The following is a 23,755-nucleotide window of genomic DNA, read 5'->3' on the forward strand; positions in this document are numbered from 1 at the left end:
GCGAACGGCGGGGATGGATGGCCTTATCGTCTGCTCGGACGGGGGCTTCCTTTGAGCAGCCTATGTACAACGGCGTACGACACGATGCGCGACCGGAGGACGAACAACATGACGGTGACCCTGGCGGACGTGGCGGCCCGCGCCCAGGTCTCCCCCGCGACGGTGTCGCGCGTACTGAACGGCAACTACCCGGTCGCGGCCACCACGCGCGAGCGGGTCCTGCGGGCGGTCGACGAGCTGGACTACGTGCTCAACGGTCCCGCGAGCGCGCTGGCCGCGGCCACCTCCGACCTGGTCGGCATCCTGGTCAACGACATCGCCGACCCCTTCTTCGGGATCATGGCGAGCGCGATCCAGGGCGAGATCGGGGGGCCGGGGGGCCGTGCGGGCGGGGAGCGGCTGGCGGTGGTGTGCAACACGGGCGGCTCCCCGGAGCGCGAGCTGACGTACCTGACCCTGCTGCAACGGCAGCGGGCGGCGGCGGTCGTGCTGACCGGCGGCGCGATGGAGAACGCGCCGCACGCGGCGGCGGTCGCGGCGAAACTGCGGAAGCTGGGCGAGGCCGGGACGCGGGTGGTGCTGTGCGGGCGGCCGCCGGCGCCGGACACCGGGGCGTTCGCGCTGACCTTCGACAACCGCGGGGGTGGCCGGGAACTGACCGAGCACCTGATCGGCCTCGGCCATCGCCGGCTCGGCTACATCGCGGGCCCGGAGGAACGGACGACGACGCGGCACCGGCTGGAGGGCCACCGGGAGGCACTGGCCGCGCACGGAATCGCAGAGGATCCGCGGTGGACCGTTCATGGCCGCTACGACCGGCGGTCGGGGTACGAGGCGACGCTGGAGCTGTTGCGGCGGGATCCGTCGCTGACTGCCGTGGTCGCGGCGAACGACTCCGTCGCGGTGGGGGCGTGTGCGGCACTGCGGGAGTCGGGGCGGCGGATTCCGGACGACGTCTCGGTCGCCGGGTTCGACGATCTGCCGTTCAGCGTGGACGCGGTGCCTTCGCTGACGACGGTGCGGCTGCCGTTGTCCGAGGCCGGGGCCCGGGCGGGACGGATCGCCATGGGGCGGGAGGAGCCGCCGCCGGGTGGGATCGCCACGGTTCGGGGGGAGTTGATGGTGCGGGGGTCTTCCGGGGCGCCGCGGAAGTAGAGGTGCCGGGGCCGGCAGGACGCGGGCCTGTCCCCCGGATCCGATCCGGTACGTGCCCGGCGTCCGGCCCAGTGTCCGGCCCATCGTGTGGCTGAACGTGTCGATGAAGGCGCTGGTCGTGGACCAGCCGACCGTTCTGGCAGTACGACGTCGCCGCGGCGCGGACAGGGGCCTCGCGACCGTAGGGGTCGGGGACGCACCGGCTCCCGCACACCGTCCAGGGTCCGTGGCCGTGGCCGTGGCCATGGCCATCCGAGAAGTGCGAACTCCCGTGCGCGGTGTGGGCCGTTGACCGCCGCGCCCACACCAGCACCCCGCCGCTACAACCTTCCGGCACTACGACGTCACCCCGGCCCGGTACTGGCCTACGATCCGTTCATGCCCCGTGCCCTCGTCCTCGGCGGAACCGGTCCGGTCGGGCGTGCCGCCGCGCATCGTCTGCTGGTCGCCGGGTGGCAGGTGGACGTGACCGGCCGGGACCCCGCTCGCATGCCGCCCGAACTGAGCGCGCTCGGGGGCGAGTTCAAGGCAGTGGACCGTGCGGACTCCACCGCCCTGCGGGCCGCCGTCGGCGAGGGAACCGACCTCCTCGTCGACTGCCTCTGCTTCACCGCCGCCGACGCCCGTTCGCTGCTGCCGTTGGCCGCGCACGCGACCTCCACCGCGCTGATCTCCGGCCGGGCCGTCTACATCGACGCGGCGGGCAACCACATCAACTCATCGACCCCGCCCCACTTCTCCGGCCCGGTCTCCGAGACCCAGCCGACCATGACCCCGCGCGACGACATCGACCACCACTCGCGCGAGGGCTACGGCGCGAACAAGGTCGCCGCCGAACTCGTCGCCCTGGAGAGCGGGTTGCCCATCAGCGTGCTGCGGCCGTCGCAGATCCACGGGGTCGGGGCGTCCCCGGCGCGTGAATGGGCCGTCGTCAAGCGGGTGTTGGACGGCCGTACGGCCTTGCTGCTGGCCCGGCGAGGTGCCGGGGTCGCCCACACCACCGCCGCCGCGAATCTCGCCGCGCTCATCGAGACGGTCGCCGAGCGGCCGGGCACCCGCGTCCTGAACTGCGCCGATCCGGACGCACCCAACGTGCTGGAGATCTGCCGGACGATCGCGGGGCACCTGGGCCATGAGTGGGAGGAGGTGCTGCTGGACGACACGGCACCGGTCGGTCTGGGCTGCACCCCCTGGGACTCCGCGCATCCGGTCGTCCTCGACACCTCCGCCGCCACGGCACTCGGCTACCGGCCGGCCGGTAGTTACGCGACGACGATCGCGCCCGTACTCGACCGGCTGGTGGAAGCGGCCAGGAACGGCCAACCTCCCGTCGACGACGGTTACTTCGCGGACTACTTCGACTATGCGGCCGAGGACGCCTTTCTCGCAGGGCGGGTCGGACGGGCGGGGCGGTGACGAGGGAGGACGAGCGGGGAAGGGATGTGGATGAGGGGAAGGGGCGTAGACGAGATGGCGGCTGAAGATCCTGGATCCGCCACTCCCCCGGTGCCGCTGTCAGTGCCTCCCCATATCGTCCCGGCATGGTCTTCCCGCTTCCCACCGAACTGCCCCTGCCCTCCGGCCGCTTCGAGCAACGCGGAGACGTGGAGGTGTGGTTCTCCGACGAACTGCCGGACGATCTCGTGGAGTTGTGGCCTCGGCTGCTGGAGTCGGCCGAGGTCACAGGGCTGTATCCGTTCATCTGCTGGCCGGATGACCATGGCCGGCCCGAGGACCTGAGCGAGATCGACGCTATCCGGCTCGATGCCGTGCTCGCGGCGCACTTCGCCGAGTATCGGCGCCGGCGGCTGCCGCGCTGGTCGAACCCGGTGTCGGACGAGGAATGGGCGGCGAGCGTGCCGGAGGAAGTCCGGGAGTACGTCGCGCCCTGGCCGCACGACCCGGGGCCGCCCTTCGAGAGCTGGCCCGGGCTCGCGGCGGGTGGGGTGGACACGGGTGCCGGGGTCGGTCCGGAGGAGGCGGCCCGGCGGACCGTAGCGGATGTCCTCGGCACTGAACCCTTCGTGCACACCTGTTCCCTCGCCCTTGTGCCCGCCCGCTGTAGTGCCGATGTGCCGGCGATCCTGGGGTGGGCGGCCGAGGCGCCGCTTCCCCTGATGTGCGCGCTGCTGCGCAGTTGGGAGGAGCGGTTCGGGGCGCGGGTCGTGTCGGGGTTCGGCGGTGCGCTGACCGTGTCGGTCGCCCGGCCGCCCCTCGATGTCCCGCACGCTGAGCAACTCGCCCTGGAACATGTGCTGTCCACCGCCTACAACATCGTGGACGATCCGCCGACGCCGTTCCCCGAGTACGCGAACGGGCTGGTGGGGCGGTATCAGTGGCGCTTCTGGTGGGACTAGGCCGCTGCTCGGTCGGCCGCGCCGGCTGTCGAGATCGAGACCTCGTCGGCCATGGGCGCGCAGCCCTGAACCATGGACGCGCGGCCTTCCCCGGTACTACGGTCGGGACCGCAATACCTCTGACTGAGTCAACTACCCTGAGCGAGCACCGGGGATCGATCATGACCGTCCAGGACATCCGTTCCTTCAACCGTTTCTATACGAACGTCATCGGCGCCCTCGACTACAGCCGCCACCTCTACGCCCCGTTCACCCTCACCGAGTCCCGCGTCCTGTACGAACTCGCGCACTCACCTCGTACGGACGCCGCCGATCTCCGTGCCGAACTCTCCCTCGACGCCGGGTACTTGAGCCGGATCCTGAATCGGTTCGAGCAGGACGGGCTGGTCGAGCGGGCGCCGTCGGAGCGGGATCCGCGGCGGCGGCAGGTCACGCTCACCGTGCGGGGACGGGAGACCGCCGCGCTGTTGGCGGAGCGGGCGGACGAATCGGTGGGAGCGCTGCTGGCGGCCGTGCCGGACGCCGACCGGCCGCGGCTCGCCGAGGCGCTGCGCACCGTACGGACCATTCTGTCGGCGTCGGACAAGCGGCGACCGCGGCCGGAGGACGTCGTGCTGCGGGAGCCCGGGCCCGGTGATCTGGGGTGGATCGTGCAGCGGAACGCGGCGCTGTACGCCGCCGAGTACGACTTCAACGCCGACTACGAAGGGCTCGTCGCGCGGATCGTCGCCGATTTCGCCGAGGATCACGATCCGCACCTGGAGCGGGTGTGGATCGCCGAGCTCGACGGGCGGGCGGTGGGGTGTGTGATGTGCGTGCGGGACGACGCACCCGGCACCGCCCGGCTGCGGCTGCTGCTCGTCGAGCCCGACGCGCGCGGGCTGCGGATCGGGGATCAACTCGTCGCGGCTGTCGTCGAGTTCGCGCGTGGGGTCGGTTATCGTGACCTCGTGCTGTGGACGAACGACATCCTCGGGGCCGCCCGCCGGATCTACCAGCGGCACGGGTTCGTCCTCACCGCGGAGAAACCGCACCGATCCTTCGGGCAGGACCTCGTCGGCCAGGACTGGCGGCTCGACCTGCACGAGCCACAGTGAGCGGTGACGAGTAGGGTCCGTGGCATGAAGCTCGCCTTCTCCACCCTCGGTGTCCCGGGCCTCCCCGTGGCCGACGTGCTGGACCTCGCCGTCACGCACGGCTACCACGGCGTCGAGTTGCGCGCGCATCCCGAGGAGCCCGTGCACCCCGGTATCGACGCGGGCCAACGGGCCGACGTGGTCGCCGAGTTCAAGGCGGCCGGGGTCGAAGTCCTGGGCCTCGCCGGGTATGCGCGGGTGGCGGCGCCGGGTGACGACGACACCATACTCGCGGAGATCCGTGAACTGCTGGAGCTGGCACGGGACTTGGGCGCGCCCTTCATCCGTGTCTTTCCCGGTGGTGGTACCGAGCAGCCCGTCGGGGAGGCCGATGCCACGGCCGCGCGACGGCTCGGCACGGCGGCGGAGTGGGGTGCCGATCTCGGCGTACGGGTGCTGCTGGAGACCCACGACTCGCACCGCACCGGCGCGGACGCGCTCCGCGTGCTCGGTCCGGTCGGGCACCGCCACGCCGGGGCGCTGTGGGACGTCATGCACACCTGGCTCGGCGGCGAGCAGCCGTCGGAGACGCTCGCCGCGCTAGGCCCGTACCTCGGGTATGTGCAGGTCAAGGACATCGCGTCGGCCGACGACACGACCCCGCTGCCCCTCGGGGCCGGTGTCCTCCCGCTCGCCGAGTGCGTCGAGGTCCTCGCCCGGCACGAGTGGGACGGCTGGCTCTGCTGGGAGTACGAGAAGCGGTGGTACGAAGCCGCCGCACCGCTCCCCGAACTGCTGGCCGCCGGCCACGACCACCTGGCGCGGCTCCTCAACGACTCCGCGTAAACAACTGGCGGCCCCGGCGGGCCGCGGCTTAGGGTCCCCCGGTGCCTCCTCAACCCGCCCCGCGCCCCGTCATGCCCTCATGAGCCTCACCCGGACGTTGATCGACGTCCGGCCGTTGCGGACGTCAGCGGTGTTCCGGCGGCTGCTGATCGGGCGGACGGTGTCCACGCTCGGCAGCTTCATGACCATGGTCACCGTCATGTACCAGGTCTGGGACATGACGCGCAGCACGGTGTGGACCGGTGCGGTCGGCGTGGCGCAGGCCCTGCCGATGATCGGCTTCGGGTTGTTCGCGGGCGCCTGGGCCGACCGGACCGACCGGCGCCGCGTCTACCTCACGGGCACCGCCGGGTCCGCCGCCTGCTCCCTCCTGCTGGCCGTGCAGGGCTTCACCGGGCACGTACCGGTGGCCGTGGTGCTGGCGCTGGTGGCGGCGCAGTCCGCGTTCGCCGCGATCGGCGCACCCGCGTCGGGCGTGTTCGTACCGCGGCTGCTGCCCAAGGACTAGGTGGCCGCCGGTCTCGCCCTGAACCAGGTGACCGGCCAGGCGATGATGCTGCTCGGCCCGGCCGTGGCGGGCGTGGTGCTCGGCTGGTGGGGCATCGGTGTCTGCTACCTGCTGGACACCCTCAGCTTCGGCGCGTCGTTCTACGGCGCCCTCGGCCTCCCCCCGCTGCCGCCCGAGGGCGAGAAGTCACGCCCCGGGCTGCACGGCATGTTCGACGGCCTGCGTTTCCTGGCCGGGCACCGGGTGGTGCGCGGCGCGCTGATCACCGACCTGGCGGCCACAGTCCTGGCGATGCCGGTCAGCCTCTTCCCGCTGATCAACGCCGAGCGCTTCGGCGGCGACCCGCGGACACTGGGCCTGTTCCTGTCCGCGCTCGCCGTGGGCGGGGTCACGGCCACGGCCCTCTCCGGCCCGGTCACCCGCCTCGCCCGCCCCGGTTCGGTGATGCTCTGCGGCGCGGCGGGCTGGGGCGCCGCCCTGGCCTGCTTCGGCCTGATGACCAACCCGTGGGCGGGACTCGCGCTGCTGGCGCTGGCGGGCGCCGCCGACGCCACCTCGGTGGTCGCCCGCAGCACGATCGTGCAGACCCACACCCCGGACGCCCTGCTCGGCCGGGTCACGGCCGCCGAACAGATCATCGGCCAGGCGGGCCCCAACCTCGGCAACCTCCGCGGCGGCCTGATCGCCGGCTGGACCTCGGGCGCGACGGCCCTGTTCACCGGCGGGCTGCTGTGCGTGCTGGCGGTGGCGGGCGTGGGGGCGAGCACGCCTGAGCTGCGCGCCGGGGCGGGGGTCGGGGTCACACCGGACGAGGCGTGAGCCGCACCGTCGTCGCGCCCCACTCGCGGAGACCGGCCGCCGGAGACAGCCCTACACCGGACGGGCCACAAGCCGTGTCGTCCCGTCCAGGCACCAGTCCAGTACCGCGGGCCACGAGCCGTAACCGGCGACCAGGTCCAAGTGGCCCCCGCCCGGGACGAGTTCGGTGGGGATGCCGAACGGGTCGCCGTAGGCGGCGCGGGCGTTCTCCGGGCAGTACGGGTCGTCGTCGCCGGCGACGAGGCGGACGTTGCCGGGGAGAGTGAACTCCGCGGCGGGCGGGGCGAATCCGGCGACCTCCGGATACTGGGCGACCACGGCACCGGAGGGTGGTCCGACCAGGAGCACGCGGTCCGCCTCACCGCCCTGGACCTGCCCGCGGGCGACGGCGTGCAGCCAGAGCAGCGCCGAGGCGCTGTGTCCGAGGACGACTCGCTCGGCGCCGCCGCTGTTGTTCAACTCATCGAGGCAGCGGGCGAGTTCACCCAGCCACACGTCCAGGTCGGGCTCGTCGGGGTCGGGCAGCTGGGGGTAGACGACGTGGTGGCCGAGTTCGCCGAGCCGGTCGGCCAGCCAGTGCTGCCAGTGCTCCTTCGGGCGGTGGTTCTGCCAACCGTGGAGGATGAGGTAGGAGTTCATGAGGGCGATGGTTTCCGATCACCGGCCGAACGGTCCAGTCGGCCCCCGATCAACTCAACCGGTCCGCCCCCGAGTTGCCCCGCGCCAACCGTGCCCGCACCCGCGCCTCCAACCCCACCCGGCACTCCCCCCACTCCCCCGCCGTGATCGAGTAGATCGCCGAGTCACGCAACCGCCCCTCCTCCCCCGGCGCCCAGGACCGCGACCAGTTCCGCAGTACGCCCTCGAAGCGGGCGCCCACGCTCTGGATCGCGGCGCGGGAGCGGTCGTTGCGGGCGTCCGTCTTCAGGTCGACGCGGGAGACACGCCACTCCTCGAACGCGTGCCGGAACAGCAGGAGTTTGGCCTCGGCGTTCACACCCGTGCCCTGCGCCGAACCCGCCAGCCAGGTGAACCCGACCTCCACGGCGTCGAGTCGGTCGTCCGTCAGCCAGGAGCGGGGTTCCCAGTAGGCCGTGACCCCGACCGCCTTTCCCGTGGTCGTCAACACCTGGGCGTACGGCGCGAGTTGACCCGTCGCCGCCCTGCCCAGCTGGGCGTCGATGTAGGCCGGCACCTCGTCCGCCCTCGGCACCCAGGTGAACTCGTACGAACCCCGGCTCTCCTCCGCCGCCACCGCCAGCTCGGCCGCGTGCCGCTGACCGAGCGGCTCCAGACGCACCGACTCGCCTGCCAGGACCGGAGCCTTCAGTCCCAACCCCACACCGAATCCCACACTCATCCCCTCATGCCGGCAACCGCCCCCGCAGCGCCCCGAACGCCTCGTGGAAACCCGGGAAAGTCTTCCGTACGCACCCCGGGTCGTCGAACGAAATACCCGGCACCCGCAGACCGGTCACCGCGAAGGACATGACGATGCGGTGGTCGCCGTAGGACTTGATCTCCGTGCCTGTGACGGGAGTTGTCCCCGGGCGGATCTCGATCCAGTCCGGGCCCGTCGCCACCTCGACGCCCAACCGCCGCAGGCCCTCCGCGCAGGCCTCAAGGCGGTCGCACTCCTTCACCCTCGTGTTGCCGACGTCCTCGATGCGGACCGGGCCCGAGGCGAAGGGGGCGATCGCGGCCAGCGTCGGCATGGTGTCGGAGATGTCGCGCATATTGACCGTGAGGCCGCACAGCTCGCCCGTGCCGCGTACCCGGGTGCCCTTCGCGTTCGTCTCCACCTGCGCGCCCATCCGGCGCAGTACGTCGACGAAGCCCAGGTCGCCCTGGAGCGCGCCCGTGCCGAGGCCGGGGACCGTGACCTCGCCGCCCGTGACGGCCGCCGCCGCGAAGAAGTAGCTCGCGGTGGACGCGTCCGGTTCGATGCCGTAGGTGGTGGCCCGGTAGCCCCCGGGCGGTACGACGTAAGCAGCACCCTCCTTGCGGACCTCCACGCCGAACTCCCGCATCATCGCGATGGTGATCTCGACGTACGGCGCGGAGACCAGGTCCGTGACCCTGATGCGGAGGCCCTTTCTGGTCAGGGGGCCGAGGAGGAGCAGCGCGGTCAGGTACTGCGAGGACTGGCCCGCGTCCAGGACCACCTCGCCGCCCTCCACGCCCGACGCCTCGATGCGCAACGGGTGGTGGCCCTCCGCCTCCTCGTGGCGCAGGTCGACGCCCAGGTCGCGCAGGGCCCGGGTGAGCGGGAGGAGGGGGCGGCGGCGCATCTGCGGGGACGCGTCGAAGCGGAAGCTGCCGTGCCCGGCCGCCGCCAACGTCGGCAGGAAGCGGGCCGTCGTCGCGCCGTCCCGGCAGTACACGTCCGCCTCCGCGACGGCCGGGCCCTGTGGGCGGCCGTCGATCTGCCAGGCGTCCGGGGTCCGGCCCACGCGGTAGCCGAGCCGGGTCAGGCCCTCGGCGAAACCCTCGGTGTCGTCCGAGCGGAGGGGACGCCGGAGGGTGGTGACGCCGTCGGCGGCGGCCGCCAGGAACAGCGCGCGGGCGGTGATGGACTTGGAACCGGGGATGTCGACTACGGGCATGCCCTCATGATCGGGCGGCGGTCGGCCGCCCCGCCGGGACGTCCACGGGATGGACGACCGCCGTTCGCCCGCGCGTTCCTGTGCGTGACCGCATCCGTCCCGTTGTGCACGGGTTCACCAACTTCCGGCGATCGGGCCGAGACGGGGAACCCGGACCGCTTCCGCTTCGTCCAAGGCGCATGCCGTCGGATGAGTCTCCGTGGTACGGCGTCGGCCTCGCCGCTGGCTGCGAAAGCTGACAAACCCTCTCCTCCGTACCGCGGCCGGCGGCTGGCCGTCATCGGCGCGCCCCCCTCCAACTGCGCCGATGGCGGCTCCCCCGCTGGGTACTGTGCGTTCCCTTGACTGGCAGAAACTTCCCGGATATTCGTGAAGTCTTGGAAGTTTCCTTCAGCGGATCAGATGATCCGAAGTGGAACACCTCCGGAAGGAGCGCACGTGCCCTCCAGACGTACCGTCCTCGCCGCGACCATGGGCGTCACCGCGTCCCTCGCGGTCGGCGGCACCGCCCACGCCGACGACAAGAGACTCCGCTCGCTGATCTCCCGCATGACGTTGCCGGAGAAGGTCGGCCAGCTCTTCGTGATGCGGGTCTACGGCCACTCGGCCACCGCCCCCGACCAGGCCGACATCGATGCCAACCTGAGCGAGATCGGCGTGCGCACGGCCGCCGAAATGATCGCCAAGTACCGCGTCGGCGGCATCATCTACTTCACCTGGGCCCACAACACCCGCGACCCCCACCAGATCGCCGACCTCTCGAACGGCATCCAGAAGGCGTCCCTCAGTCAACCCCGGGGGCTGCCCGTGCTGGTCGCCACCGACCAGGAACACGGCATCGTCTGCCGTATCGGCGCGCCCGCGACGCTCTTCCCGGGCGCGATGGCGATCGGCGCCGGCGGCTCCCGTACCGACGCCCGCGCCCTCGGCCGGATCTCCGGCGCCGAGCTGCGCGCGATGGGCGTCAACCAGGACTACTCCCCCGACGCCGACGTGAACGTCAACCCGGCCAACCCGGTCATCGGCGTACGGTCCTTCGGCGCCGACCCGGACGCGGTGGCCGGCCTCGTCGCCGCCGAGGTGAGGGGGTATCAGAGCAGCCGGGTCGCCGCTACCGCCAAGCACTTCCCGGGGCACGGGGACACCGCTGTGGACAGCCACTTCGGGTTTCCCGTCATCACGCACAGCCGGGAAGTGTGGGAGGCGCTGGACGCCGTCCCCTTCCGGGCGGCCATCGGCGCGGGCATCGACTCGATCATGACCGCCCACATCATGGTCCCGGCCCTCGACGACTCCGGCGACCCGGCCACCCTCTCCCACCCCATCCTCACCGGCATCCTGCGCGGCGAACTCGGCTACGACGGCGTCGTGGTCACCGACTCGCTGCAGATGGAGGGCGTACGCCAGAAGTACGGCGACGACCGCGTGCCGGTGCTCGCGCTGAAGGCCGGGGCGGATCAACTCCTCAACCCGCCCTCCCTGGACGTCGCCTGGAACGCCGTGCTCAAGGCCGTGCAGGGCGGGGAGCTGACGGAGGCGCGGCTCGACGAGTCGATCCTGCGGGTGCTGCGGCTGAAGGCGCGGCTGGGTTTGTTCGAGGACGCGTACGTCAGCCGGGCGGGTGTCGACCGCACGGTCGGTACCGGCGCGCATCTCGCCGCCGCCGACCGGATCGCCGAGCGGACCACCACCCTGCTGGTCAACTCGGCGGGGCTCCTTCCGCTGTCCCGCCGTACGCACGGGAAGGTGCTGGTGGTCGGCGCCGATCCGGCCTCCCCCTCCGGTACTACGGGACCACCCACCGGTGTACTCGCGGCGGCCCTCGGGGAGCTGGGGTTCACGGCGACCGCCCTCTCCACCGGTACGGCTCCTTCCGCCGCGACCGTCGCGAAGGCCGTGGCGGCGGCGCGTGAGGCGGACGCCGTGGTCGTGGCGACCTACAACGTCACGGCGGCCGATGCGCAGAAGACTCTGGTCGGGCACCTGCTCGCCACCGGGAAGCCGGTCGTGGCCGTCGCCGTCCGAAACCCCTACGATGTTGCCCAACTGCCTTCGGTCACCGCCTACTTGGCTTCCTACTCCTGGACCGACGTCGAACTCCGGGCGGCGGCACGGGTGATCGCGGGCCGGGTCCGGCCGCGCGGGAGACTCCCGGTGGCGGTGCAGCGCGCGGACGATCCGGCGCAGGTGCTGTATCCCGTAGGGCACGGGCTGTCGTACTAGGGGTACGTTCCACACCCGCCCCACCCCCGCCAACTGGCCCAAAGCCCCCCGCACGTCTGGCGTGCGCCCGCTGCCGCGGGTCACGCTGGGCGGGGCAGTCGGGGGGATCTATGCGTGAGAGATGGTGCGCGGGGGTGGTGTGCGCGGTGCTGCTCGCCGCCCTGACGACGGGCTGCCAGGGCGCGAAGGGTTCCGGATCGGGCGAGGGCGACGGCCGGCTCGGCGAGAAGGCGGCCGCGTCGCCCTCCGCGACCACCCGACCCTCCGGCTACGGCGCGGTGTTCCTCGCCGTCGACGAGTGCAGTTCCTTCGGCACGACGAGTTTCACCGAGGCGCCGTGCACCAGCGAGCGCGCGGCCGCTCGGGTCATCGCCCGCTACGACGGTGACGTGAGCGACGGTCCCGCCTGCCCGGCGACCACGGACTTCGTGCTGCACATCAGCGCCCAGGGGTCGTCGGGCGCGGGCGGCGACGGTGTCGTACCCAAGGGCTACGCCTGCATGCGGAACCTGGAACCCCCGCACCCCGGTGACCCGGGTGGCGGGGGCGGGCCCCGCACGATCGTCGGGGACTGTGTCTACGGCTCGGGCAGCGGGCAGGTCCGGGAGACGGCGTGCGACGGCTCGGGGCCGAAGAAGCCGCAGTACAAGGTGGTCAAGGCCGTGCTCCGGCGCGCGAGTTGCCCCGCGTCGACCGCCCTGTACGTCCAGCTCGGCGGCGAGCGGCCGGTGGGCTGCGCCCGGCCGGTGTAGTCGGGTGACCGTCAACGGCCGGGCGCGGTAAGGGCGTTACGGCCGGAGCGTCGGCTCGCGCCGCACGTCCTGCCGGTCCAGCTTCGCGTCGTACGACGCCAGTGGCTTCGCCTGTGCCGCGGTGGTGGCCGGGACGCCGGCCCAGGCCAGGATGCGGGCGGTGGCCAGCGCCTTCTGGTCGGCGGTCAGGCCGGCGACGTTCGCGCCGTGGTTCAAACCGGGCGCGGTGAAGACGTACGAGTCCTTCGAGCCCTTGCCGACGGCGAAGCGCTCGGCGCCCCACGGGTCGTTCTGGCCGTAGACGAAGAGCATGTGGTCGGCGTGGTGGCGGACCCAGCTGTCCACGTCCCGCATGGCGTTCGGCTGGAACGTCATCGGGATGGAGCGCGGGACGAAGTTGCGGGGCGGCTGGTAGCCGTAGCGGACGTACTTCTTCTCGATGTACGGGAACTCGATGGTGGGGGCGCCGAGTTGGGTGCCCGCCTGGTAGTAGTACGGGGTGTACGGGTCCAGGCCCTGGTCGGTGTAGAAGGAGAAGCCGGAGATCGTGTCGACCGAGGTCCAAATCTCGTCGTCGGTGGCGGTCGCCGCGTCGGCGGGGATGGTGTCGCAGTCGGAGACCAGGCTGTACTGCCAGAAGCCCCAGACGTAGTCGAGGACGACGGCTTCGTAGGCCTTGTCCAGGCTGCCGACGGTGGTGAAGGTGAAGCCGTTCTCGGCCGCGTACGCCGCGTACTTCTGCTCCAGCGAGTCCCTGCGCACCAGCGCCTCGCGCTGCACGGCGTCCAGGCGGTCGCGGCACTCCTTGGTGCCGACCTTCGTGAAGAAGCGGTCGTAGGCCGAATCCTCGTTGTTCACCACGTCGTTGGGGGCGACGTAGGCGACGACGCCGTCCATGTCACGCGGGTAGAACCGCTCGAAGTACGTGGCCGTCATCCCGCCCTTGGAGCCGCCGGTGGCGATCCAGTTCTTGGTGTAGATCGGCTTGAGGGCCTTGAAGACGCGGTGCTGGTCGCTGGCCGCCTGCCAGATGTCGAGCTTGGACCAGTCGGCCGGGGCGGGCCGGGACGGTGTGAAGTAGCGGTATTCCAGGGAGACTTGGTTGGCGTCCGCGATCCGGGTCGGTTCGCTGCGGCTGGGTGTCGTGGAGACGTTATAGCCACTGGTGTAGAAGACCGTCGGGCGCGAGACGTCCTTGTGCAGCACGGTGATCCGCTGCTGGAAGGTGCCCTTGGACGGGTGCCGGTGGTCGATCGGCTGGGTGTAGTTCAGGACGAAGTAGCGGTAGCCGGTGTACGGCTTCTCCTGGATCAGGCTCATGCCGGGTATCGCCAGCAACTGGTCCTTGATGTCCGCGACTTGACCGGTTCGGCCGGCCTGGGCGGCGGTGGCGGTGGCCACCCCGGCCGTACTCAGCGTGCCTATGAGCACGGTGAGCGCCAGCAGCCATCTGAGCGCCTTGCGCATGCAGTCTCCCCTGTGAGGCAGTTGTGAACGGGAAGCTATCGGAGCAACTCCCGTCACACCAGGGGTGGTTGTGCGCTTACGGCGCTGACCAGCGGCTCAGCAGAGGATCCAGCCCGAGCTGACCGACCCGCCGCCCACCGCGCCCTTCACCAGGACGCACCGGTGACCGGCGTGCACGGTGACCGGTCCGGCCCGGCGCGTGTACCGGCCCTTGTCGACGACCGGGCGGCTGCCGCGCGCCTGCACGCTGACCGACATCGTGCGCTTGGCGCCGGGGTTCTTGGGCGCGGTGTACGCGCAGATGTAGTCGCCCCGGCGGAAGATGTGGACGGTGCCGGTGGAGAAGGGCAGCGTCTCCACCTCCCGCCCCGGGCAGACCGCGGCCGCCTGAGCGGTGCCGGGGGCGGCGAGCGCGAGCAGCCCGGACGTGCTGAGTACGGCCATGCCGAACGCCACCCGCCGTCGTAGCGCACCCATGTCCACAGTCATCCCTCCCGCACAGCACAGCAGCCGAACAGCGTACTGATGTACGGACGCAAGACGTATGTCGCATGGTTGCGCGACCATCAGTGAGGTGCGGCGACCGGCTCCTCCGACTCGGGTGCGCCGACGAAGGTGCGCCACAGTTCGGCGTAGTAGCCGCCCAACGCGAGCAGCTCGTCGTGTGTTCCGTCCTCCACGACCGCCCCGTGATCCATCACGACGACCCGGTCCGCGCGGGCCGCCGTTGTCAGGCGGTGGGCCACGACGAGGGTGGTGCGGCGGCCTGCGAGGCGGTCGGTGGCCTGGTTCACCTGGGCTTCCGACGCCAGGTCCAGGGCGGCTGTCGCCTCGTCGAGGAGGAGGATGTCGGGGTCGACCAGTTCGGCGCGGGCCAGGGCGATCAGCTGGCGTTGGCCCGCCGAGAGGTTGCGGCCCCGTTCGGCCACCTCGTGGAGGTAGCCGCCGTCGAGCGTGGCGATCATCTCGTGGGCGCCGACCGCGCGGGCCGCCGCCTCGACCTCGGCGTCGGTGGCGTCGGGGCGGCCGTAGGCGATGGCGTCGCGGACGGTGCCCTGGAAGAGGTACGCCTCCTGGGGGACGACGCCCAGGTGGTGGCGGTACGACGTGATGTCGAGGGCGCGGAGGTCCGTGCCGTCGACCGTGACCCGGCCGCCCGTCGGGTCGTAGAAGCGGGCGACCAGCTTCACGAGCGTCGACTTGCCCGCGCCCGTCTCGCCGACGAAGGCGACCGTCTGGCCGGCGGGGATGCTCAACTCCACTCCCCCGATGGCTTCTTCGTCGTCGCCGTACGCGAAGTGCACGTCCTCGAAGGCGATGTCGCCCCGGAGGGAGAGGACTTCGAGGGGTTCGTCGGCCACTCGCGTCGATGTCGGTTCCTGGAGCAGCTCCTGGATGCGGCCCAGGGAGACGGTGGCCTGCTGGTAGCCGTCGAAGACCTGGGAGAGCTGCTGGACCGGGGCGAAGAACAGGTCGATGTAGAGGAGGTAGGCGACCAACGCGCCTGTCGTCAGGGTCGCGTTGTCCACCCTGCCCGCACCCGCGATCAGTACGGACGCCGCCGCCACCGACGACAGCAGCTGTACGAAGGGGAAGTAGATCGAGATCAGCCACTGGCCCCGGGTACGCGCCGCGCGGTAGCTGCTGCTGCGCTCGGCGAACCGCCGGCCGCCGTCCTTCTCGCGCCGGAACGCCTGCACGATCCGCAGCCCGGACACCGACTCCTGGAGGTCCGCGTTGACCAACGACACGCGCTCACGGGCGAGTTCGTACGCCTTCACGCTGGCCCGGCGGAAGAAGAAGGTCGCGATGACCAGCGGGGGCAGGGTCGCGAACACGACCAGCGCCAGCTGTACGTCGATCACCAGCAGGGCGACCATGATGCCGAAGAAGGTGACGACCGAGACGAAGGCCGTGACCAGCCCTGTCTGGAGGAAGGTCGAGAGGGCGTCGACGTCCGTCGTCATCCTCGTCATGATCCGGCCCGTCAACTCCCGCTCGTAGTAGTCGAGTCCGAGGCGCTGGAGCTGGGCGAAGATCTTGAGGCGGAGGGTGTAGAGGACCCGCTCGCCGGTACGGCCGGTCATGCGGGTCTCGCCGCGCTGTGCCACCCACTGGACGGCCACGGCGACGAGGGCCAGCAGCGACGCCGACCAGACCGCGCCGATCGCCATCTTGGTCACGCCCTGGTCGATGCCGTGCCGGATCATGATCGGCAGCAGCAGGCTCATGCTCGCGTCCACGGCGACCAGGCCGAGGCTGATCAGCAGCGGGGTGCCGAAACCGCGCAGCAGTCGCCGCAGGCCGTAGGAGTCCTCGGCGCGGACCGCGCCCGCCTCGTCGATGTCGGGGACGTCGGTCGCCGGGGGCAACGCGTCGACCTGGGCGAGGAGTTCGGGCGTCGCGGGCATCCCGGACAGCGCGGTGTCCTTGGGCTCGCGGTCGCCGGTCCACAGCCGGGGCGTGACCCCGCGCTCGGCGTCGAACTCCGCGTCCAACTCGTCGCGTACGGAGGTGTCTTCGGCCGGTTCGGCGGGGAGGGCGTGGCCGGGTGAGACGCCGCCGAGTTCGTCGGGGTCGGTGAGGAGGCGGCGGTAGAGGGGTGAGCGTTCCTGGAGTTCGTCGTGCGTGCCGATGTCGGCGAGGCGGCCCCCGTCGAGGACGGCGATGCGGTCGGCGAGGTTGAGGGTGGAGCGGCGGTGCGCGATGAGCAGCGTGGTGCGGCCCTGCATGACCTGTTTCAACGCCTCGTGGATCTCGTGCTCGACGCGCGCGTCCACCGCCGAGGTCGCGTCGTCCAGGACCAGCAGGCGCGGGTCGGTGAGGATCGCGCGGGCGAGGGCGACGCGCTGGCGCTGGCCGCCGGAGAGGGTGAGGCCGTGCTCGCCGACCGTCGTGTCGTAGCCCTCGGGGAGTTCCTGGATGAACCGGTCGGCCTGGGCGGCACGCGCGGCGGTGAGGATCTGCTCGTCGGTCGCGTCGGGGCGGCCGTAGGCGATGTTGTTGCGGACCGTGTCCGAGAAGAGGAAGGAGTCCTCGGGGACCAGGCCGATCGCGGCGCGCAGCGAGTCGAGGGTGAGTTCGCGGACGTCGTGGCCGCCGATGAGAACCGCGCCGTGGGTGACGTCGTAGAAGCGCGGGAGGAGGAGCGAGACCGTGGATTTTCCGGAGCCGGAGGAGCCGACGACCGCGAGGGTCTCGCCGGGGCGGATCTCGAAGCTGAGGCCGTTGAGGACGGGGCGCTCGTGGTCGTAGCCGAACGACACGTCGTCGAACTCGACCGTGGCCGGGGCGTCGGCGGGGAGTTGCTTGGTGCCGTCCGTCAACGAGGGCTCGGTGTCGATGAGTTCGAGGACGCGTTCGGTGCCGGCGCGGGCCTGCTGGCCGACGGTGAGGACCATGGCCAACATGCGGACCGGGCCGACGAGTTGGGCGAGGTAGGTGGAGAACGCGACGAACGTGCCGAGCGTGATGTGCCCGCGCACCGCGAGCCAGCCGCCCAGCGCGAGCATCGCGACCTGGCCGAGGGCGGGGACGGCCTGGAGGGCGGGGGTGTACTTGGCGTTCTGGCGGATCGTGCGGAGGCGTCCCGCGTAGAGCCGGCGGCCGACCTCGCGGAGCTTTCCGGTCTCCTGGTCCTCCTGGCCGAAGCCCTTCACCACGCGTACGCCGCTGACGGCGCCGTCGACGACACCGGCCACCGCGGCGGCCTGGGCCTGCGCGTACCAGGTGGAGGGGTGCAGCTTGCTGCGGCTGCGCCGGGCGATGAAGCCGAGGGCGGGGGCGACGGCCAGGGCGATCAGGGTCAGCGGCAGGGACAGCCAGGCCATGATCGCGAGGGAGATCACGAAGAGCAGGACGTTCCCGATGGTCATCGGGAGCATGAAGAGCAGGCCCTGGATCAGCTGGAGGTCGCTGGTCGCGCGGCCGACGACCTGGCCGGTGGACAGCTCGTCCTGGCGGCGGCCGTCGAGGCGGGTGATCGTCCCGTACATCTCGGTGCGGAGGTCGTGCTGGACGTCCAGGGCGAGGCGGCCGCCGTAGTAGCGGCGGATGTACGTCGAGACGTAGACGAGGAGGGCGGCGACGATCAGGGCGGCTGCCCAGGGGGCCATGGAGCGGGTGTGGCCGGTGATCACGTCGTCGATGATCACCTTGGTGACCAGGGGGACGAGTGCGGTGACCGCCATGCCGGCCAGGGAGGCGCCCAGGGCCAGGACTACGTCCTTGGGGTAGCGCCAGGCGTATCCGGCGAGCCGTCGGGCCCAGCCCTGGGTCTGCCCCGGTGTCTCCCCCTGTTTCGCTGCCACGCGGTGCCTTCCGTTCGCCCCTGATCAGCTGGTCTTACGGAAGGCACCAACGCGGATTGAAGCGGATTTCATCCCTCCGCAACATTGCGCTTCGCGCGGAGGGTCGTTTTTTGGGCGCAGGCCCGCTGTGGCTGGTCGCGCAGTTCCCCGCGCCCCTAAAAGACGGGGGTTGTGCGGACCCGGAGATAGTAGAAGCGGGTCGTCTGGACCGCGTTCTGGTTGTCGTCGCTGACCAGGAGGACCTTGTAGGTGCCCTTCTCCCTCCCCGTGATCACCATGCCCTCGATGTTGTCGAGGAGGGGGTTCGGCTGGGGCTGCTTCGCTGTGGCGCCGAGGGACGGGCAGTCGGCGATGTCGGCGAGGAGGGTCTTCTTGATCAGGTGGACTCCGGGCTGGCCGGTGAGGGTGTCGATCTTGCTGGTGTCCGTCGCGTGGCGGGGGTCGGCCAGGTAGAGGCGGACGGTGTTGCCTACGCCACTGGTGAAGCCGCGTTCCAGGACGAGGAGGCGGCCGTCGGGGAGGGCCTGTACCTCGGGGACGCCGAGGAACGTGGCGTCGGGCTTGTACGCGTACTGCGCGGCGAGCTTGAAGTGGTCGTCCTTGGTCCGGTTCCAGGTCTGGAAGCGGACGTCGCCGGAGGTGTCCCCGGCGATCGGGTACTCCATCGACGCGAGGAGCGTGTGACCGCCGGGCAGCAGGGTCAGGCCCTCGAAGGTCTGGTTGGAGACGGCCCGCCCGGCCGGGGCGACCAGGAGGGAGGACGGGACCGGGAGGCGGTCGAGGATCTTGCCGTCGCGGGAGTAGCGGCGGATCGACGGCTCGGTCTCGGAGGTGATCAGGCGCGTGCCGTCCCGGTCGATGGCGAGGCCCTCGGAGTCGAGCGCGGCGCCGTTCTCGTCGGCGAGCGGGACGACGCGCTGCGGCTGGAGCGTCTTCGCGTTCAGGTCGAACAGCGAGGAACGGTCCTCCAGCGCGGCGATCGAGCCGTCCTTGTCCACGGCGAGCGCGGAGAAGTTGCCGACGAAGGTGCCGTCGTACGTCGTCTTGTCGAGCGCGTCGGAGAAGCGGTCGATCGAGACGGACGGCGAACGGGCGTTGGCGGTACGGGAGTTGCTGGCGTTCGCGGGCCCGGCGGCGGCGGTGAGGCAGGTGGCCGCCGCCAGGCCGGCGGTCGCGGTCGCGAGTACGGTTCTCAGGCGCATGGGCGTCACCGTAGGACGGGTGGGTGACGTGCGGGAGACCGCGCAGTAAAGCGATGCCCTTGAGCAGGCGCTTTGGGCGAATGGGCAGGGACCGGCTTTAGGCGAGGTCCTTGTGGATCACCTTCGCGACACCCTGGATCGTGGTGATGCCGTAGCTCATCGTGCTGTTGTCCTGGGTGAGCACGGACATCATGTAGTCGTGGCCGCCGCCGTTGAAGGTGCCCAGGCTGTGCACGCGCCAGCCGTGCGTGGAGCGCTGGAGCCAGCCGTTCTTGACGTGGACGGTGACCGTGGAGGGGGCCCCGGACGGGGTGCCCCAGCGCTGGCTGGAGATGACCTGGTTCATCAACTTCAGGATGTACGCACGGGAGTTGTCGCTCAGCACCGTGTTCTTGGCGGTGACCAGCTTGAGCAGCTTCTGCTCGTCGGTGACCGTCTCCTGGGTCAGGCCCCAGTAGTTGTTCGCGCCGGGCTTGGTCTGGGTCATGCCGGCGGCGGACAGGAAGCCCTTGATCTTCGTCAGGCCGAGCTGCTTCCACAGGGTGGAGGTCGCGTCGTTGTCCGACTTGGTGATCATGGCCTTGGCGAGCGTCGACTCCCGCGTCGTCAGCGTGCGGTTGTGCTTCTTCGCGTCCCACAGCAGCGTGGCGAGGACGGTCACCTTGACGGTGCTGGCCGAGTCGTAGGCGCTCGTCGCCCGCAGGGTGCAGGTGGTCTTGGTGGTGCGGTCGTAGAGGCCGACGGCGACGGTTCCCTTACGGGTCGCGAGGGCCGCGGTGATGTCCTTCTTCAGCTTGGCGGCGAGGCCCGCCTTGGCCGACGTACAGCTGACCGTCGGGGTGGCCGCGGCAGCGGGCGTCGCGGCGGCCAGCACGGGTATGAGGACGCCGGCGCCCACGCCGACGGCCACCGCTCTGGCTCGGCGGGATGTCCAAAGAGACTGAGTCATGCCTGAGTTGACTCACAGGAAGGCATGAAAGGTTGTACGGGTTGGGGAACGGTTGTACGACGCGTTACCCGGCCCTTTGCGAATTCACAGCCGGCCGCCAGGTTCGGCACAGCAGTCACCCACCCTGCTTTCGCACGATGCGTGGGTGACATCTGCCACCGATCCACACCCCCACACCGAACCCGCGTCCGCCGACTGGCCGCCGCCGGCCCCACCCGCCGACGCTCCGCCCGAGAAGGCGCCCCGCTGGTCGCTGCCCGCGCTGATCGCCGTCATGGTGCTCGCCGCGGTGCTGTACTCCTGGAACCTCTCCGGCTCCAGCCTCAACAGCTTCTACAGCAGCGCCGTCTACAGCGGCACGCAGAGCTGGAAGGCCTGGTTCTTCGGCTCGCTGGACGCCGGCAACTTCATCACGGTCGACAAGCCCCCCTTCTCCCTCATGGTGATGGGCCTGTCGTGCCGGATCTTCGGCTTCGGCACCTGGCAGATGATGCTGCCGGAGGTCGCCGCCGCGCTCGGCACTATCTGGATCCTGCACTCCTCCGTGAAGCGGTACTTCGGGCACGTGGCCGCGACGATCGCGGCGCTGGTCCTCGCCCTCACCCCCATCACGGTCGCCATCAACCGCGACAACAACCCCGACACCCTCCTCGTCCTGCTGATGGTGGCCGGCGCGGCCCTCGGCCTGCGCGCCGTGCGCACCGAGAAGCTACTGCCGCTGATCGGCTCGGCGGTCTGCTTCGGCTTCGCGTTCAACACCAAGCTCCTCCAGGGCTACATCGCCCTGCCCGCCGTCTTCGCCGTGTACCTGTTCGCGTCGAAGCTCGGCTGGAAGAAGAAGGTCGTCCAACTCGCCCTGGCCACGGTCGCGTTGGCCGTCTCCAGCTTCTGGTGGGCCACGGCCGTCTCCCTCGTCCCGGCCGCGGACCGCCCCTACATCGGCGGCTCGACCGACGGCACCGCCTGGGACCTGATCATGGGCTACGACGGCTTCGGCCGCGTGTTCGGCGGCGAGGGCAACGGCGGCGGAGGCGCGGGGGGCGGCGGAGGCGGCGGCGGTACGTTCGCCGGCACCGCGGGCCTCGGCCGTATGTTCAACGACATCCTCGGCGGCCAGATCTCCTGGCTGCTCCCCTTCTCGGCCATCGCCCTGATCGCCGGCCTGGTCCTGGTCGGCCGCGCCCCGCGCACCGACGCGACGCGCGCCGCGCTGGTCATGTGGGGCGGCTGGACCCTGCTGCACTACGTCACCTTCAGCATGGCCCAGGGCACGATGCACCCGTACTACACGACCGCGCTCGCCCCGGGCATCGCGGCCCTGTGCGGTGGCGGCGGCGTCATGCTGTGGCGCGCGTTCCGCAGCGGTGACGCCCGCTGGTCGTGGGTCCTGCCGGCCGGTCTCGGGGTCACCGGGATCTGGGCGATCGTCGTCCTTCGCCGGGCCTCCGGCTGGAACACCTGGCTCTGGCCGACGATCGGCGTCCTCATGGTCCTCGCGATCGTGGGCCTGTTCGTCTTCCGCTCCGGCAACCGGACCCGGCTCCTCACCGCGTCCATCGCGGCGGCGATCATCGCCGCGCTCGCCGGTCCGACGGCGTACGCCGTGACCCCGGCGGCGTCCAGCGGCACCGGGGGCGGCATGGGCGGCACCAACCCGACGGCCGGTCCGTCGACCGGCGGCGGCTTCGGCGGTGGCGGGGCTCCCGGCGGCGGCCGGGGCGGCTTCGGCGGCGACCGTGGCGGCGAGATGCCCGGCGGCACCCAGCAGGGCGGCGGCCAGGCGAACGGCGAGGCTCCCGGCGGGATGACCCCGGGTGGCGGCGGCACCGGCGAGGTACCGCAGGGCGGCGGCGCACCGAGCGGGGCGCCGAGCGGCACGGCCGGTGGCGCGACCGGTGGTCAACAGGGCGGTACCACCGGGGAGTTCCCCGGTGGCGGTACGGCACCTGGCGGTACCGGCACCGGTACGGCTCCGGGCGGCACCGGCGGTACGCGCGGCGGCTTCGGCGGCGGTGGCGGCATGGGCGGCACCACGTCCAGCGCGCTCATCTCGTACCTGGAGAAGCACCAGGACGGCGCCAAGTGGCTGCTCGCGGTGTCCAATTCGCAGAGCGCGGGCCAGCTGATCCTCAGCACCCACAAGCCCGTCATCTCCATGTGGGGCTTCACCGGCTCCGACAAGGCGATGACCCTCGCCAAGCTCAAGGAGCTGGTGAAGAAGGGCGAGTTGCACTACATCCAGCTCGGCGGCGGCGGGATGGGCGGCAACAGCACCCTGAACACCGAGATCACCGCGTGGGTGCAGAAGAACGCGACGGCGGTGAAGGAGAGCGCGTACGACAAGAGCGCGTCGACGGAGACGAGTTCGAGTTCCTCGACCTCCACGACCAGCACGTCGACGCTGTACCGGCTGGACCCGTCGGACGTGAAGTGACACCGACGTAGGCGACAGCGAACGGCCAACGGCCCCCGACCTTACGGTCGGGGGCCGTTTTGGTATGTCATCCAGCGGTCTCTCTCTGTCAACTCGCGTAGACACAGGGCAAATTGTCGCGTCAGGTCACCGGATCGACACGTCCCGTTTATTTACTCGACCGCATGAACATGTCACGCTCCCGATTGCCGCCCCATTCAACCCGCGTAGATGGGACACTCTTTATGCTTGGGACACGGATCCACCGCTGGAAATCGGTGGCGTTGACGACCGCCGCCGTCCTGGTCGGCCTCGCCGCGCCGGCCCTGACCGCGACCCCGGCGTCGGCCACGACCACGGCGTACGACGCGACGTACTACAAGAACGCGGTCGGCAAGACGGGCACCAGCCTCAAGTCCTCGCTGCACACGATCATCAGCAGCCAGACGAAGATCTCGTACTCCGCGGTCTGGGACGCGCTGAAGGCCACCGACCAGGACCCGAACAACAGCAACAACGTGATCCTGCTGTACAGCGGTGTCTCCCGCGCCAAGTCCCTCAACGGCGGCGACGTCGGCGACTGGAACCGCGAGCACACCTGGGCCAAGTCCCACGGCGACTTCGGCGAGGTGACCGGTCCCGGCACCGACCTGCACCACCTGCGTCCCGCGGACGTCCAGGTCAACAGCATCCGCGGCAACCTGGACTTCGACAACGGCGGCAGCGCGGTCACCAACGGCGGCGGCAGCACCGTCGACTCCGACTCCTTCGCGCCGCGCGCGGCGGACCGGGGCGACGTGGCCCGCATGATCCTCTACATGGCCGTGCGCTACGAGGGGGACGACGGCTTCGCCGACCTGGAGCCCAACGAGAAGGTCGGCAACGGCAGCAACCCCTACATGGGCAAGCTCTCCGTCCTCAAGGCCTGGAACGAGGCGGACCCGCCCAGCGCCTTCGAGGAGAAGCGCAACGAGGTCATCTACAGCACGTACCAGCACAACCGGAACCCGTTCATCGACCACCCGGAGTGGGTCGAGGCGATCTGGTAGGCAGAAGTTGCCGCCGGACCTGA

General features: G+C 71.0%; 17 protein-coding genes and 1 pseudogene. 10 read left to right on the plus strand and 8 right to left on the minus strand.

Translation table 11 applies throughout. From position 1 onward, the window contains the following. The first annotated feature begins 108 nt into the window (after positions 1–108). The 6 genes and pseudogenes from ACGFY9_RS20355 (at position 109) to ACGFY9_RS20380 (ending at position 6,761) form a co-directional block, all read left to right on the plus strand. Positions 109–1,155: a LacI family DNA-binding transcriptional regulator gene (locus tag ACGFY9_RS20355; RefSeq protein WP_393755854.1), complete on the plus strand. Its 1,047-nt coding sequence runs from the start codon at positions 109–111 to the stop codon at positions 1,153–1,155. A 378-nt stretch (positions 1,156–1,533) separates the two neighbouring features. Beyond that, on the plus strand, positions 1,534–2,571 hold the full coding sequence (locus ACGFY9_RS20360; RefSeq protein WP_393755855.1) for an NAD-dependent epimerase/dehydratase family protein: 1,038 nt from the start codon (positions 1,534–1,536) through the stop codon (positions 2,569–2,571). Positions 2,572–2,696: 125 nt separating this feature from the next. Beyond that, positions 2,697–3,512, plus strand: coding sequence for a DUF4253 domain-containing protein (locus ACGFY9_RS20365; protein ID WP_393755856.1), 816 nt, complete (start codon positions 2,697–2,699; stop codon positions 3,510–3,512). A gap of 161 nt (positions 3,513–3,673) precedes the next feature. After that, on the plus strand, positions 3,674–4,609 hold the full coding sequence (locus ACGFY9_RS20370) for a GNAT family N-acetyltransferase (protein ID WP_393755857.1): 936 nt from the start codon (positions 3,674–3,676) through the stop codon (positions 4,607–4,609). Positions 4,610–4,633: 24 nt separating this feature from the next. Further along, positions 4,634–5,434 carry a sugar phosphate isomerase/epimerase family protein gene (locus tag ACGFY9_RS20375; protein ID WP_393755859.1) on the plus strand — a complete coding sequence of 267 codons (801 nt, stop codon included), beginning with the start codon at positions 4,634–4,636 and terminating at the stop codon, positions 5,432–5,434. A 79-nt stretch (positions 5,435–5,513) separates the two neighbouring features. After that, positions 5,514–6,761: pseudogene (locus ACGFY9_RS20380) on the plus strand (MFS transporter). Positions 6,762–6,812: 51 nt separating this feature from the next. Here ACGFY9_RS20380 and ACGFY9_RS20385 read toward each other — a convergent pair. From ACGFY9_RS20385 to aroA, 3 genes are read right to left on the minus strand one after another with little or no spacing between them, the layout of a single operon-like run. Further along, the gene (locus ACGFY9_RS20385) at positions 6,813–7,400 is read right to left on the minus strand and encodes an RBBP9/YdeN family alpha/beta hydrolase (RefSeq protein ID WP_393755860.1); all 588 of its coding nucleotides are present in this window, start codon (positions 7,398–7,400) and stop codon (positions 6,813–6,815) included. Positions 7,401–7,449: 49 nt separating this feature from the next. Continuing rightward, positions 7,450–8,121 (minus strand): GNAT family N-acetyltransferase, encoded by a 672-nt coding sequence (locus ACGFY9_RS20390; protein WP_393755861.1) that lies wholly within the window; start codon positions 8,119–8,121, stop codon positions 7,450–7,452. A 4-nt stretch (positions 8,122–8,125) separates the two neighbouring features. Further along, positions 8,126–9,367 (minus strand): 3-phosphoshikimate 1-carboxyvinyltransferase, encoded by a 1,242-nt coding sequence (gene aroA / locus ACGFY9_RS20395; protein WP_393755863.1) that lies wholly within the window; start codon positions 9,365–9,367, stop codon positions 8,126–8,128. A gap of 402 nt (positions 9,368–9,769) precedes the next feature. Here aroA and ACGFY9_RS20400 point away from each other — a divergent pair, with 402 nt between their 5' ends. Both ACGFY9_RS20400 and ACGFY9_RS20405 read left to right on the plus strand, forming a co-directional pair. Continuing rightward, positions 9,770–11,590 carry a glycoside hydrolase family 3 protein gene (locus ACGFY9_RS20400; RefSeq protein ID WP_393755864.1) on the plus strand — a complete coding sequence of 607 codons (1,821 nt, stop codon included), beginning with the start codon at positions 9,770–9,772 and terminating at the stop codon, positions 11,588–11,590. A 110-nt stretch (positions 11,591–11,700) separates the two neighbouring features. Continuing rightward, positions 11,701–12,342, plus strand: a complete 642-nt coding sequence (locus ACGFY9_RS20405) for a hypothetical protein (RefSeq protein ID WP_393755865.1) — start codon at positions 11,701–11,703, stop codon at positions 12,340–12,342. 36 nt (positions 12,343–12,378) lie between these two features. Here the strand turns inward: ACGFY9_RS20405 and ACGFY9_RS20410 are convergent, their stop codons facing one another. From ACGFY9_RS20410 to ACGFY9_RS20430, 5 genes are all read right to left on the minus strand, one after another. Then, a complete protein-coding gene (locus tag ACGFY9_RS20410; protein WP_393755867.1) occupies positions 12,379–13,809 on the minus strand; it encodes a S28 family serine protease in 1,431 nt (476 codons plus the stop codon). Positions 13,810–13,905: 96 nt separating this feature from the next. Continuing rightward, positions 13,906–14,292: a hypothetical protein gene (locus tag ACGFY9_RS20415; protein WP_393755975.1), complete on the minus strand. Its 387-nt coding sequence runs from the start codon at positions 14,290–14,292 to the stop codon at positions 13,906–13,908. Between the two features lie 83 nt (positions 14,293–14,375). Further along, complete coding sequence (locus ACGFY9_RS20420) at positions 14,376–18,119, minus strand: ABC transporter ATP-binding protein (protein WP_393755868.1); 3,744 nt, start codon at positions 18,117–18,119, stop codon at positions 14,376–14,378. 155 nt (positions 18,120–18,274) lie between these two features. After that, positions 18,275–19,321 carry an esterase-like activity of phytase family protein gene (locus ACGFY9_RS20425; RefSeq protein ID WP_393755870.1) on the minus strand — a complete coding sequence of 349 codons (1,047 nt, stop codon included), beginning with the start codon at positions 19,319–19,321 and terminating at the stop codon, positions 18,275–18,277. A gap of 97 nt (positions 19,322–19,418) precedes the next feature. Next, complete coding sequence (locus ACGFY9_RS20430) at positions 19,419–20,270, minus strand: serine hydrolase (RefSeq protein ID WP_393755872.1); 852 nt, start codon at positions 20,268–20,270, stop codon at positions 19,419–19,421. A gap of 145 nt (positions 20,271–20,415) precedes the next feature. Here ACGFY9_RS20430 and ACGFY9_RS20435 point away from each other — a divergent pair, with 145 nt between their 5' ends. Both ACGFY9_RS20435 and ACGFY9_RS20440 read left to right on the plus strand, forming a co-directional pair. Next, positions 20,416–22,704: an ArnT family glycosyltransferase gene (locus ACGFY9_RS20435; RefSeq protein ID WP_393755874.1), complete on the plus strand. Its 2,289-nt coding sequence runs from the start codon at positions 20,416–20,418 to the stop codon at positions 22,702–22,704. A 224-nt stretch (positions 22,705–22,928) separates the two neighbouring features. Next, entirely contained in the window at positions 22,929–23,732 is an 804-nt protein-coding gene (locus ACGFY9_RS20440; RefSeq protein WP_393755876.1) for an endonuclease I family protein, read from the plus strand. The last annotated feature ends 23 nt before the right edge of the window (positions 23,733–23,755 follow it).

The sequence above is a fragment of the Streptomyces sp. NPDC048504 genome, assembly GCF_043200035.1.
Classification (GTDB): Bacteria; Actinomycetota; Actinomycetes; order Streptomycetales; family Streptomycetaceae; genus Streptomyces.

What these genes read in the sequence shown, in the direction of transcription:
- ACGFY9_RS20410 (WP_393755867.1), bottom strand. Translation starts at nt 13,809, where the DNA reads ATGCGCAAGGCGCTCAGATGGCTGCTGGCGCTCACCGTGCTCATAGGC.
- ACGFY9_RS20400 (WP_393755864.1), top strand. Translation starts at nt 9,770, where the DNA reads ATGATCCGAAGTGGAACACCTCCGGAAGGAGCGCACGTGCCCTCCAGA.
- ACGFY9_RS20405 (WP_393755865.1), top strand. Translation starts at nt 11,701, where the DNA reads ATGCGTGAGAGATGGTGCGCGGGGGTGGTGTGCGCGGTGCTGCTCGCC.
- ACGFY9_RS20425 (WP_393755870.1), bottom strand. Translation starts at nt 19,321, where the DNA reads ATGCGCCTGAGAACCGTACTCGCGACCGCGACCGCCGGCCTGGCGGCG.
- ACGFY9_RS20375 (WP_393755859.1), top strand. Translation starts at nt 4,634, where the DNA reads ATGAAGCTCGCCTTCTCCACCCTCGGTGTCCCGGGCCTCCCCGTGGCC.
- ACGFY9_RS20390 (WP_393755861.1), bottom strand. Translation starts at nt 8,121, where the DNA reads ATGAGTGTGGGATTCGGTGTGGGGTTGGGACTGAAGGCTCCGGTCCTG.
- ACGFY9_RS20355 (WP_393755854.1), top strand. Translation starts at nt 109, where the DNA reads ATGACGGTGACCCTGGCGGACGTGGCGGCCCGCGCCCAGGTCTCCCCC.
- ACGFY9_RS20360 (WP_393755855.1), top strand. Translation starts at nt 1,534, where the DNA reads ATGCCCCGTGCCCTCGTCCTCGGCGGAACCGGTCCGGTCGGGCGTGCC.
- ACGFY9_RS20365 (WP_393755856.1), top strand. Translation starts at nt 2,697, where the DNA reads ATGGTCTTCCCGCTTCCCACCGAACTGCCCCTGCCCTCCGGCCGCTTC.
- ACGFY9_RS20370 (WP_393755857.1), top strand. Translation starts at nt 3,674, where the DNA reads ATGACCGTCCAGGACATCCGTTCCTTCAACCGTTTCTATACGAACGTC.
- ACGFY9_RS20430 (WP_393755872.1), bottom strand. Translation starts at nt 20,270, where the DNA reads ATGACTCAGTCTCTTTGGACATCCCGCCGAGCCAGAGCGGTGGCCGTC.
- aroA (WP_393755863.1), bottom strand. Translation starts at nt 9,367, where the DNA reads ATGCCCGTAGTCGACATCCCCGGTTCCAAGTCCATCACCGCCCGCGCG.
- ACGFY9_RS20440 (WP_393755876.1), top strand. Translation starts at nt 22,929, where the DNA reads ATGCTTGGGACACGGATCCACCGCTGGAAATCGGTGGCGTTGACGACC.
- ACGFY9_RS20385 (WP_393755860.1), bottom strand. Translation starts at nt 7,400, where the DNA reads ATGAACTCCTACCTCATCCTCCACGGTTGGCAGAACCACCGCCCGAAG.